The 12,082-nt window shown below is 65.5% G+C and carries 9 protein-coding genes; 6 read left to right on the top strand and 3 right to left on the bottom strand.

What is annotated here, in order from left to right; all coding sequences use genetic code 11:
• Positions 1 to 80: 80 nt before the first annotated feature.
• Positions 81 to 476, bottom strand: coding sequence for a hypothetical protein (locus ACWMMN_RS03635; RefSeq protein WP_486422979.1), 396 nt, complete (start codon positions 474 to 476; stop codon positions 81 to 83).
• A 443-nt stretch (positions 477 to 919) separates the two neighbouring features.
• On the opposite strand from ACWMMN_RS03635, the gene ACWMMN_RS03630 reads away from it, so the two are divergent.
• The 3 genes from ACWMMN_RS03630 (at position 920) to ACWMMN_RS03620 (ending at position 6,262) form a co-directional block, all read left to right on the top strand.
• Positions 920 to 2,821, top strand: a complete 1,902-nt coding sequence (locus tag ACWMMN_RS03630; protein ID WP_230950373.1) for a GSCFA domain-containing protein — start codon at positions 920 to 922, stop codon at positions 2,819 to 2,821.
• A gap of 593 nt (positions 2,822 to 3,414) precedes the next feature.
• On the top strand, positions 3,415 to 5,247 hold the full coding sequence (locus ACWMMN_RS03625; RefSeq protein WP_486422978.1) for an HAD-IIIC family phosphatase: 1,833 nt from the start codon (positions 3,415 to 3,417) through the stop codon (positions 5,245 to 5,247).
• 202 nt (positions 5,248 to 5,449) lie between these two features.
• The gene (locus ACWMMN_RS03620) at positions 5,450 to 6,262 is read left to right on the top strand and encodes a mechanosensitive ion channel family protein (RefSeq protein ID WP_059235980.1); all 813 of its coding nucleotides are present in this window, start codon (positions 5,450 to 5,452) and stop codon (positions 6,260 to 6,262) included.
• Between the two features lie 77 nt (positions 6,263 to 6,339).
• Here the strand turns inward: ACWMMN_RS03620 and ACWMMN_RS03615 are convergent, their stop codons facing one another.
• The gene (locus tag ACWMMN_RS03615; RefSeq protein ID WP_059235982.1) at positions 6,340 to 7,023 is read right to left on the bottom strand and encodes a DedA family protein; all 684 of its coding nucleotides are present in this window, start codon (positions 7,021 to 7,023) and stop codon (positions 6,340 to 6,342) included.
• A gap of 183 nt (positions 7,024 to 7,206) precedes the next feature.
• Between ACWMMN_RS03615 and mutL the strand changes: the two genes are divergently transcribed.
• Positions 7,207 to 9,210, top strand: a complete 2,004-nt coding sequence (gene mutL / locus ACWMMN_RS03610) for a DNA mismatch repair endonuclease MutL (protein ID WP_340623817.1) — start codon at positions 7,207 to 7,209, stop codon at positions 9,208 to 9,210.
• On the top strand, positions 9,207 to 10,184 hold the full coding sequence (gene miaA / locus ACWMMN_RS03605; protein ID WP_059235986.1) for a tRNA (adenosine(37)-N6)-dimethylallyltransferase MiaA: 978 nt from the start codon (positions 9,207 to 9,209) through the stop codon (positions 10,182 to 10,184). The genes mutL and miaA overlap by 4 nt, the downstream gene beginning before the upstream one ends.
• Before the next feature lie 5 nt (positions 10,185 to 10,189).
• On the opposite strand, the gene tetR is transcribed toward miaA, so the two are convergent.
• Positions 10,190 to 10,822 (bottom strand): tetracycline resistance transcriptional repressor TetR, encoded by a 633-nt coding sequence (gene tetR / locus ACWMMN_RS03600; RefSeq protein WP_059235988.1) that lies wholly within the window; start codon positions 10,820 to 10,822, stop codon positions 10,190 to 10,192.
• 62 nt (positions 10,823 to 10,884) lie between these two features.
• Between tetR and tet the strand changes: the two genes are divergently transcribed.
• On the top strand, positions 10,885 to 12,078 hold the full coding sequence (tet, locus tag ACWMMN_RS03595) for a Tet(A)/Tet(B)/Tet(C) family tetracycline efflux MFS transporter (RefSeq protein ID WP_063805250.1): 1,194 nt from the start codon (positions 10,885 to 10,887) through the stop codon (positions 12,076 to 12,078).
• Positions 12,079 to 12,082: the final 4 nt, after the last annotated feature.

Genomic DNA, 12,082 nt, shown 5'->3' with positions numbered 1-12,082 from the left:
GTCCGCAGACACCCGCGCGAATCGCATCGGAATCGAAGAACAGCGCTGCATGAGGATCAGGCGCGTATGGCCGGACCGCATCAGATATGGACGGCGGTCACACGGCGGCCATGAATATACCGGCGCCCCAGCTTCCCCCGTCGCTCGCAGCTGCACCGCCTCGACCATGTAGCGGGCCGCACTTCATCGAGCCGCAGCACTTCCCGATCTTCCAGGCCGCCCGGCGCGGATTGATCAACCGCGAAGCCCCTCTGCCGGAAACTGTCTCGGGGCCACCGGTCCAGACACGCAACGATGTCACGCCCGCCATCGTGCGCGGCCTCACCGATGCGTTGCGCGAAGAACTTGATCCGCCCATCGCGCATCGACATGGAAGCAGCGCAAGGTGTGCCGACGACGTGACGTTCAGCCTGCGGATCCGGTAAACGGCAAGAAAAGTCCTGCCTCGGCTCGTCCATATGCAGCCTGAATTCCATGCCACATACTTTCAGTCCTTACCGTGTATTATTGGCCTCTTGACGGGCTCGGCAGTCACGGCGGGCCTTACATTTCGATAGAAATGGATCCGTCAGGCCGTGCTCGATTGTGCCCGGGCAGCTTGATGGATGTGACTTGAGCGCATTAAAGACCCTATCTCGAAGCTCCCCAATGAAGGCACTCACGACGACGCGACATCGCTCAACCTCGAGACGTGGGCCGACCGCACCAGAGGGAGTTCGGAAGCAATAGTCCGTTTTGCAAGAATCGACTTGCGTGAATTTCGCAACATCAATCGGCGAGACACCGGGATGTTGCTCGTTTTTCAAACATGCGGCCGTTCCACGATGAACGGCGGTTTTAATATTCGAGGTATTGGTCTGTGAAAATTGCAATCATTTCGAATTGCCAGGGAGCCAGTCTCGCGGCATGCATGCGCGAGATGAGCGGCACGCTGGAGCCGCAGTTTTTCCTGCTGACGACGCTGTCGGATGGTTCGGTGACGGTACCGTGGCTGTTCCAGGAATACGACGTTGTCATCGCACAGCGATTCATCGAACAGCACATGGCAGACATGCCGCGCGACCGGCTGGTGCTCTTCCCGGATCTCGCATTCGTCGGCCATCACCCTGACATGACCTATCTGCAGGGGAAGCGCATCGGCAGCGACGTTCCCGAGGCGATTCAGGGGCCGATGATGCATTACAACTCGTCGCTCGTGGTTCACGGCTATCTGCGCGGCCTGTCTGCAGACGAGATCGAAGCAAGGTTCACCCGTGAGACTTACCGCAAGCTCGGTTACCTGAACACCTGGTCGCACGCCGAAAAGGCGCTGCGAGAAGAAATTGCGGCGACCGGCCTGAATCTGCAGGGTGCCGTCGACAAATGGTTGCGCAGCGGCTGCTTTATGCACACGTACAACCATCCGACACTGTCGACGGTGGCCGACGTTGCACGCGCGGTTCTGGAGCGTCTCGGCGTGCCCGTCATCAATCAGAATCCCGGGCGCTACGCGCACGATCCGCTCGCCTTGCTGCCGATCTGGCCGATTTATCCGGAGGTCGCGGAAGCAACGTCCTACCCCGAGTCCGGGGACTACGCCTTCAAGCAGGTAGAGCCGAACGGCGTCATCGGTCTGCGCGCGTTCATCGACGGGTCGATTGCGACTTATCAGCAATTCGACCGGGATTCGATCATGCCGGTGAATTTCTATCTTGCCGAGTTCGATCGACGGTTGGCAGAACCGGCCGCCGACGCGTTCGCGAATCCGTATCGCAACCTGCCGGACCATCAATTCTGGAAGAAGGGCGTCGCAACGCCGGCGGCGATCGACGTCGATCCGGTCGTGTCCGGGAAGTTTTCGGTCGCACAGGAGCAGAAGGTCGCGACTGCCGGCAGTTGCTTTGCGCAACACATCGCGCGAACGCTGAGCGCCAACGGCTTCAACTACTTCATCCCCGAGCAAGCGCCCGAGGGATCGACGAAAGAACAGGCCGCAAACCGTAATTTTGGCGTGTTCTCGGCGCGCTACGGCAACATTTACACTGCGCGCCAGCTCGTGCAGCTTCTCAAGCGGGTCAGCGGCGAATTCGTGCCGCAGGACCAGGTGTGGCAACGCAAGGACGGTCGCTTCGTCGATCCGTTCCGTCCGCAGATCGAACCTGAGGGTTTCGGTTCGGAGGCAGAACTCGTCGCATCACGCGCCGAGCATTTTGCGGCCGTTCGCACCATGCTCGAGCAGATGGACGTTTTCGTATTCACGCTGGGGCTGACCGAGTCGTGGCGCGCGAAATCGGACGGAGCGATTTTCCCGCTCGCACCGGGCGTCGCTGGCGGGTCGATGGATGCCGACAAATACGAGTTCGTCAATTTCTCGGCAGCCGACGTGATTGCGGACATGAACGAGTTCATCGGCATGCTCAGCGTCATCAACCCGGCATGCCGAGTGATCCTGACCGTGTCACCGGTGCCGCTGATCGCAACGTACGAACCGAAGCATGCGCTGACGGCAACGACGTACAGCAAGTCGGTACTGCGCGTCGCGGCGGAGGAACTGAGCACGGCGCATGCCCACGTCGGCTACTTCCCGTCGTTCGAAGTCATCACCGGCAACTACAATCGCGGCGCGTACTTCGATGACGACCTTCGTACCGTGACCGATGCGGGCGTGGCACACGTGATGCGGTTGTTCATGAAGCACTATGCCGGCGGCGGTACGGATCAGGCCGCCGCAGCACCGGTCGAGCGGCCGGCAGCCCCGGCAGCCGACGAACCCGCTCCACTGCATCGCAACGTCACCGGCGTCGTCTGTGACGAGGAAGCCATCGCGAACTTCCAGGTCTGAGCTTCGCCCAAGGGCAAGGGCGCGTCGCTGCGGCGCCGCGACCTTGCCCGGTTCGACGCGATCTGCATCGCAGCGCGCGTTCACCGGTTCTTCCGCTGGCTGGCAAGCGACCAGCCCGCGCCTCGCCGTCAATGCACGGACCGCGTCGGGCCCGCTTCGGTCGCATTGCCTTCTTCGCGCAACGCGAACCTCGTCAGCCCGCCTCTGCCCTCTTTCGACGTGCGGCATCCGGTCGGCAACCGCCCAGGATGCCTTCCGACACCGCATCCGTCCCTCCGCGTCATCGGCCTCACCGTGGTTGCCTCATCTGTCGCGCTTGGTATATACCAAGTTGGCGAACGTCACGCCGCGTGAAGTCCCGGGCGGCATGTCACGTGCGACGCGCACCGCTTGATTGCCGCATCAGCCAGCAAAACATCCAGATTCACATCGTCGCCATGCGCCGGCGCTAGAAATTCGGATGCGTCTGCAGCGACACGCGCCGCGAGGCCGATCTTCGTCAAGCACGGCGCCAGGCCTCAAATTTGCCCGTCGCTGGAAGCCCGGTTACCTCACATGCTTCGGTGCCATCATCTGACGAGGTGCATCCACACATGACAGAAACCACGTCTCCCGCAGCACAACCGGTCGACGACTGGCTGCATCGCGTACCCAACGACCTTTCCACGAGCCGGCACGGCGCATCGAGAATACTGGTTATCGGGTCATGTTTCTCGGAATTGCTCACGCCCTACGCGGCGTTTGCGTTCGATGGCGCGACAGTCGATTACGTCCCCTACAATTTTGCAGGCCAATTGCCGCCCAGCCCGCCGCATCCGGTCGAAGCGTACGCATTTCAGCTCATCGTGCTCCCAATGCGCACCGTTGCGCCGGAAACGATGACGGCACGCCTGAACTACCAGAATCCGCAGCGCTACGTCGAGACGTTCAACGAGTCACGACAACGCCTTTTGCAACTGCTGGGCGGCGCATTGAGCTACAACGACTCACATCAGATCCTGACATTCGTCGCGAACTTCCTGGTTCCGCAGCAGAACGCCATGGGGCGCATGTTGCCGCGATACGATCTGCGCAATCCCGTGTTCTACACCGAGAAGCTGAACGAACTGATCGCCGGGGAAGTTTCCGCACGTCAAAACACCTATACGATCGACATCGACGCCATCTCGTCGACGATCGGCAAGAAATACATTCAGGATGACAGCATATGGGTGCACGCACACGGCACGTTCGTCTTCGATTTCGACTACCCGCTCGACAGTCAGCGAATCGAACCGCCCGCGCAATATAGTCAACAGTACGAAATCAAGACGAACCAGTTTTGCGCCGCCGTATGGCATGAGCTACGGGCGATGTATACGTCCGCGAAACAGATCGACTCCGTCAAGCTTGTCATCGTCGATCTCGACGATACGCTGTGGCGAGGCGTGATCGCCGAGGAAGGCATTCGCTTCAACGCCATCGAAGGCTATCCGCTCGGCGTCATCGAAGCGCTTCAATTCCTGAAACGCCGGGGCATCTTGCTTGCCATCGCGAGCAAGAACGACGAGCAACGCATCCGCGAACTATGGAGCACGGAGGGCTTCGTCGGAGGCGTGATCTCGATGTCCGATTTCGCGTCGATCAAGATCAACTGGAAGCCCAAGGTCGAAAACATCCAGGACATTCTCGCTGAAACGAATCTGCTGCCGAGAAACGTCGTCTTTATCGACGACAATCCGGTCGAGCGCGCCGCCGTGGCGGAGGCGTTTCCGGACATGCGGGTTCTCGGCAGCGATGTCTATCGTCTGCGCCGCGTGCTTCTCTGGTCCGGCGAAACACAGGTTGCGCACGTCACCGACGAATCCGGCCGCCGCACTGAAATGATTCAAGCCCAGATCGAGCGCGAGCATGCCCGTTCGAAAATGAGTCGTGAAGCATTCCTGCAATCGCTGCAAGTAAAGGTAACGGCACACCGCGTGACGAATACGAACGATGCCAGGTTCACGCGCGCGTTCGAATTGGTCAACAAATCCAACCAGTTCAATACGACGGGGCGCAGATGGTCGTTCGACGAGTGCGCTCGCGCATTCGATGCCGGCACAGTGATGGTTGTCGCGCATGTGATCGACAAATACACCGACTACGGTCTCGTCGCCGTCGCAATCGTGCATCACGAGCGTATCGAGCAATACGTCATGAGTTGCCGCGTGTTCGGACTCGGCGTCGAGCAATCCCTGCTGGCTTCCATCACGGCAGCCATTCACGCTCATTCCGATGCGGTCGGCGACGTCGTCGAAACGCCGGCGAATGCACTCGGCCGGGCAGTCTATTCGACATGCGGCTTCACCGAAGCAGTACCGGGAACATGGGTACTGTCGCGCCAGCAGCGACTTGCAGCGCCACGGCACGTCACGTTCTCGGTTGCCGGGCCGACCGCCGTCTAACCCGGCAGGTTGCGATGCCGCGTCGCGCGTTGCCTGTCGGGTCCGGACACCGCCTCCGTCACGATCGTCGGGTTGCCGAACGAATTGCCCCTGACAATCCCTGACAGTCCAATCGCCCGGCCCGGTTGCCGTGTCGTCATCGCACAGGTATAACTGCGCAGCCACGCGCACATCGCGCCCCTATCCCCCACCTGGAGAACGCATGATCGATCTCGCCACCGCCCAGCAATTCCTGATGACCCGCGGCCTCGACTTCGGCCTCAACCTCCTCGCCGCAATCGTCCTGTGGTTCATCGGCCGCTGGGCGATCCGCATCGGTACCCGCCTGCTCGGCAAGGTCGTCCGCCGCAGCGGCAAGGTCGACCCGACGCTCACCGACTACCTGACCTCCGTCGTCGGCGTGCTGCTGACGATCCTGTTGATCCTCGCGATCCTGCAGATCTTCGGCGTGCAGACCACCTCGTTCGCCGCGCTGCTCGCCGGCCTCGGCCTCGCAATCGGCACGGCCTGGGGCGGCCTGCTCGCGCATTTCGCCGCGGGCGTGTTCATGCAGGTGCTGCGCCCGTTCAAGATCGGCGACGTGATCAACGCGGGCGGCGTCACGGGCACCGTGAAGGAGCTCGGCCTGTTCGGCACGACGATCGTCACCCCCGACAACATCGTCACGATCGTCGGCAACAACAAGATCTTCTCGGACAACATCGCCAACTACAGCGCGACGTCGTACCGTCGTGTCGACCTGACCGCGAAGATCGCGAACGGTGTCGATGCGGTCGACGCGATCAACCGCCTGAAGTCGTCGATCCAGCAGATCCCGAACGTGCTGACCAGCCCGGCGCCGGACGTCGGCGTGCTGCAGTTCACGCCGGAAGGCCCGTTGCTGTTCGTGCGCCCGTCCACGGCGCCCGAGAACTACTGGCAGGTGTACTGCGACACCAACCGCGTGATCCTCGAGACGTTCCGCGACGCGCAATACCCGACGCCCGAAACGCCCGTCTCGCATCGCACCGCGTAACGGCATTCACGGACGAAAAAAAAGCGTGGCACTCGCCACGCTTTTTTATTGCCCCGAAGCGACGGTAACGCGCGCGCTCAGCGCCCGCCCGTCTTCTGCGCGTTGTCCGACTGCTTCCCGCGCACCAGCTTCCACACCGCGCCGAGCGCGACCGGCACGATCGCCGCGCCGATCCCGACCAGCACGATCACGTTCAGGTACTGGCGGATGAACGGGATGTTGCCGAAGAAATAGCCCAGCAGCACGAGCAGCAGCACCCAGACCAGCGCACCGATCACGTTGAAGAGCTGGAAGCGCGCGGCGCTCATCGACGACGCACCCGCGACGAACGGCGCGAACGTGCGCACGACCGGGATGAAGCGCGCGAGCACGATCGTCTTGCCGCCATGCTTGTCGTAGAACGAATGGGTCTTCTGCAGCGCGGCGCGATCGAGGAAGCGCTCGAGCACCGGGATATGCGTATTGAACACCTTCGGGCCGACCCAGCGGCCGATCAGGTAGTTCACGGTGTTGCCGGTAATCGCCGCGACGAGCAGCAGTACGATCAGCGCGCCGACGTTCATTTCGCCCGTCGCCGCAAACGCGCCGCCGATGAACAGCAGCGAATCGCCCGGCAGGAACGGAAACACGACGAGCCCCGTCTCGCAGAACACGATCAGGAACAGCACGAGATAGACCCACGCGCCGTACTGCCGGATGAAATCGCCGAGGAAGGCGTCGATATGCAGGACAAGGTTGACGAAATGAAGCAGCGTATCCAAATGCGATTCCTCGAAGGCGATAGGGCCGGAACGGCCGGAAAAGGCCAGAGATGGCGGAGGCGCCCGCCAGCCAAGGCGGCGCGCGCAATGGAGTCATGATACCGAAACTACCTTAAGGCTCCGTGAAAAAACGTAACGGCGGGCCACCCCGGCACGCATCCGCCGCCTCGCTATAATTCGGCCATGTCCGATATCACCGAAACGGCCGCGGGCGCCACGCCCGCCCCCGCTCCGCGCCCGCTGCGCGCGATCCAGCCCCTGCCCGACCAGCTGATCAGCCAGATCGCCGCCGGCGAGGTCGTCGAACGCCCGGCGTCGGTCGTCAAGGAGCTGCTCGAGAACGCGATGGATGCCGGCGCGACGACACTGCGCATCGTGCTGGAAGAAGGCGGCGTGAAGCGCATCTCGATCACCGACGACGGTTGCGGGATTCCGCCCGACGAGCTGGCGCTCGCGCTGATGCGCCATGCGACCAGCAAGATCCGCTCGCTCGAGGAGCTCGAGGCGGTCGCGACGCTCGGGTTCCGCGGCGAAGCGCTCGCGTCGATCGCGTCGGTCGCCGAGATGTCGATCACGAGCCGGACGGCCGATGCCGCGCATGCGATGAAGATCGATGCGCAGACCGGCGTGCTGTCGCCCGCCGCCGGCTCGACCGGCACGACGATCGAAGTGCGCGAGCTGTACTTCAACACCCCTGCGCGGCGCAAGTTCCTGAAGAGCGAGCAGACCGAATTCGGCCACTGCCTGGAAATGATCCGCCGCGCGGCGCTCGCGCGGCCGGACGTCGCGATCTCGGTGCTGCACAACGGCAAGGCCGTCGAGCACTGGAATGCGACCGAGCCCGCGCAGCGCGTCGCGAAGATCCTCGGCGACAGCTTCGCGACCGCGCACCTGCCGCTCGACGAACAGGCCGGACCGCTGGCCGTCTACGGCTGCGCCGGGCTGCCGACCGCGAGCCGCGGGCGCGCCGACCAGCAGTATTTCTTCGTCAACGGCCGCTTCGTGCGCGACAAGCTGCTGACGCACGCGGTGCGCGCAGCCTACGAGGACGTGCTGCACGGCGACCGCTACCCGTCGTACGTGCTGTTCCTCGACCTGCCGCCCGAAGCCGTCGACGTGAACGTGCATCCGTCGAAGATCGAGGTGCGCTTCCGCGATTCGCGCTCGATCCACCAGTACGTGTTCCATGCGGTCCAGCGCGCGCTCGCGCGCCACGCGGGCGCGTCGCCGGAAACCACGGCAGGCGGCCATGCCGCGCATCTCGAACCCGCGCCGCGCGGGCCATCGTCGTTCCTGGACACGCCGCTCGGCCAGAGCCAGGGCCACCCGACCGGCAGCACCGGTGGCTTCGGCGGTAGCGGCTTCTCGTCGCCGTCGTCGTCCTCGTCGTCCGGCAACACCTGGATGCGCCAGGCGCGCATGACGCAGGGCACGCTGCCCGTCGCGCAGCCGCTCGCGCTCTACGATGCGCTGTTCGGCCGCAAGGACAGCGGTGCCGGCACGCCGGACGGCACGACGACCCTCGCCCGCGATTCGGCCGGCGCGCCCGTCGCGCCGCTGCCGGGCTTCGCCGCAGCGCCGCTCGCCGCCACCGCTCACGACGAGCAGCCGCTCGGCTTCGCGCTCGGCCAGATCCACGGCATCTACGTGCTCGCGCAGAACGCGTACGGCCTCGTGATCGTCGACATGCATGCGGCACACGAGCGGATCCTGTACGAGCAGTTCAAGAACGCGCTCGCCGACCGCACGGTCGCCGTGCAGTCGCTGCTGCTGCCCGTGTCGATGACGGCCACGCCGGTCGAGATCGGCACGGTCGAGGAAGAACGCGACACGCTCGAATCGCTCGGCTTCGACCTCGCGGTGCTGTCGCCGACGACGCTCGCGATCCGCGCGGTGCCGGCGCTGCTGAAAGACGCCGACCTGCAGTCGCTCGCGCGCGCGGTGCTCGCCGACCTGCACGCGTTCGGCGGCTCGCGTGTGCTCACCGAGCGCCAGCACGAACTGCTCGGCACGCTCGCCTGCCATCACGCGGTGCGCGCGAACCGGCGCCTGACGCTGGACGAGATGAACGCGCTGCTGCGCCAGATGGAGGCGACCGAGCGCGCGGACCAGTGCAATCACGGCCGGCCGACCTGGTATCAGCTCACGCTGAACGATCTCGACCGCCTGTTCATGCGCGGCCAATGAGCGCTTCACCGCAGTCCTCTCCGACGACGATCGCCTGCCTGCTCGGCCCCACCGCGTCGGGCAAGACGGCCGCGGCGCTGGCGCTCGCCGCGCACCGCCCGATCGAGATCGTCAGCGTCGATTCGGCGCTCGTCTACCGCGACATGGATATCGGCACCGCGAAACCGTCGCGCGACGAGCGCGCGAGCGTGCCGCATCACCTGATCGACATCATCGATCCGGCCGACGCGTATTCGGCCGCGGAATTCCGTGCGGACGCGCTGCGCCTGATCGGCGAGATCATCGCGCGCGGCCGCACGCCGCTGCTCGCGGGCGGCACGATGCTGTACTACAAGGCGCTGACGCAGGGGCTCAACGACCTGCCCGGCGCCGATCCGGACGTGCGCGCGAAGCTCGACGCCGACGCCGCGCGCGACGGCTGGCCCGCGCTGCACGCGCGGCTCGCACAGGTCGATCCCGACACGGCCGCGCGGCTCGCGCCGAACGATTCGCAGCGGATCCAGCGTGCGCTCGAAATCTTCACGCTGAGCGGGCAGCCGATGTCGGCGCTGCTTGCCGCGCCGCGCCGCACGGACGATGCGGCCGCCGCTTACCGCTTCGTGCCGGTCGCGCTCGAACCGTCGGATCGCGCGGTACTGCACGCACGGATCGCGCAGCGCTTCGACGCGATGCTCGACGCCGGCTTCATCGACGAAGTCGAACGGCTGCGCCGTCGCGACGATCTCCATCCCGACCTGCCGTCGATGCGCTGCGTCGGCTACCGGCAGGCATGGGAATTCCTCGACGGCGAGACCGACTACCGGACGATGCGCGACAAGGGCGTCTTCGCGACGCGCCAGCTCTGCAAGCGCCAGATCACGTGGCTGCGTGCGATGCCGGAGCGGATCGTCGTCGATTGCATCGCGCCGGATTCGACGGCCCGCGCGCTCGACGCGCTCGAACGCGTACTCGACGGCAGCACGCCGGGTAACTGAACGCGTCAGCCCGCCCGACGCGCCGCCAGGCGCGCACGGGCGCCGTCGACGATCCACGCGATGCCGCGCTCGAACGCTTCGTCGCCGCTGCGCTCGCGCAGCGCGTTCCAGCCCTTTGCGAGCAGCGGATACTCGGCCGCGTCCGGCAACGGCGCCTCGGCGTCGCCGTCCGGCTCCGCCTGCTCCTCCAGCACCCATCCGACCACGAAGCGGCCGATCGCGTACATCACGTCGACCGCCTCGTCCGGCGTGAAGCCCGCGTCGCCGAGCAGCGCGACCTTGCGCTCGATCGAGCTGAAATGCAGTGCGCGCGGCCGCGTGCCGGCATGCAGGCGCGCGCCGTCCCGGTAGGCCAGCAGTGCGTGACGGAAACTGCGCGCGTTGCCGGCGAGCCACGCATCCCATGCTTCGCCCGGCCGCGGCGGCGACGCGTCGTGGCGCTCGAGCATGATCGCCTCGGCCATCGCGTCGAGCAGTTCGCCCTTGTTCCTGAAATGCCAGTAAAGCGTCGGCGACTGCACGCCGAGCCGCTCGGCCAGCCGCCGCGTCGACAGCCCATCGATCCCCACTTCATCCAGCAATTCGAGCGCCGCGCGCAATACCGTGTCGCGCGTCAGCCGCGCCCCTGTGTCCTTCATCTCTATCACCGATAGGGAAACTATGGAATAATCACCACTCTATCATCGATAGAGTTACCTTCTTGAATCCGTCCCTGATTGCCATTCTGGCCACGGTCCTGCTCGACGCGATCGGCGTCGGGATCGTGATGCCGATCCTGCCCGGGCTGCTGCGCTCGCTCGCCGGCGCGGGCAGCACCGACACCCACTACGGGGTCCTGCTCGCGCTGTACGCGTTCGCGCAATTCCTGTGCGCCCCGCTGCTCGGCGCGCTGAGCGACCGTTTCGGCCGCCGCCCCGTGCTGCTCGCGTCGCTTGCGGGCGCGGCGCTCGACTACCTGCTGATGGCGCTCGCGCCGACGCTCGCCTGGCTCTACGTCGGGCGGCTGGTCGCGGGCATCACCGGCGCGAACGTCGCGGTCGCGACCGCGTACGTGACCGACGTGACGGCCGAACCCGACCGCGCCCGGCGCTTCGGCCAGCTCGGCGCGATGATGGGCATCGGCTTCATCGCGGGCCCGCTGATCGGCGGGCTGCTCGGTGCGCTGCACCTGCGTGCGCCGTTCGTCGCGGCCGCGCTGCTCAATGCGCTCAATCTCGTGCTCGTGTGGCGCGCGCTGCCGGAATCCCGCCCGCGTTCGGCTCGCGACGGCCATGCGGCCAGCTCGCTCAACCCGTTCGCGAGCCTGCGCCGGCTGAGCGGCGCACCCGCGCTCGTGCCGCTGGTCGGCATCTACGTGATCGTGGCGCTCGTATCGCAGGCGCCCGCAACGCTGTGGATCCTGTACGGCCAGGAACATTTCGGCTGGTCGACGCCGGTCGCAGGGCTGTCGCTCGCCGGCTACGGCGCGTGCCACGCGCTTGCGCAGGCATTCGCGATCGGGCCGCTGATCGCGCGGCTCGGCGAGCGCCGCGCGCTCGCGCTGGGCCTCGCGGGCGATGCGCTCGGGCTCGCGGTGATCGCGTTCGCGACCGCCGCATGGGTGCCGTTCACGCTGCTGCCGCTGTTCGCGGCCGGCGGCATGACGCTGCCGGCGTTGCAGGCGATGCTCGCGCGGCAGGTCGACGATGCGCGCCAGGGCGAACTGCAAGGCACGCTGGCGAGCGTGACCAGCCTGATCGGCGTCGCAGGGCCGCTGGTCGTCACCGCAACCTACGCGGCGACGCGCACGACGTGGCCGGGGCTCGTCTGGGCCGCGGCGGCGCTGCTGTACCTGCTGGTGCCGCCATTGCTGGCCGGCACGCGCCCGGCAAACGCGCCGCGGCCGTCCGCATGAGCAT

It is taken from the genome of Burkholderia cepacia complex sp. TUM26381, from assembly GCF_057439935.1.
The sequence above is the reverse complement of the archived record's forward strand: the minus strand, read 5'-3'. Positions and strand labels throughout refer to the sequence as shown.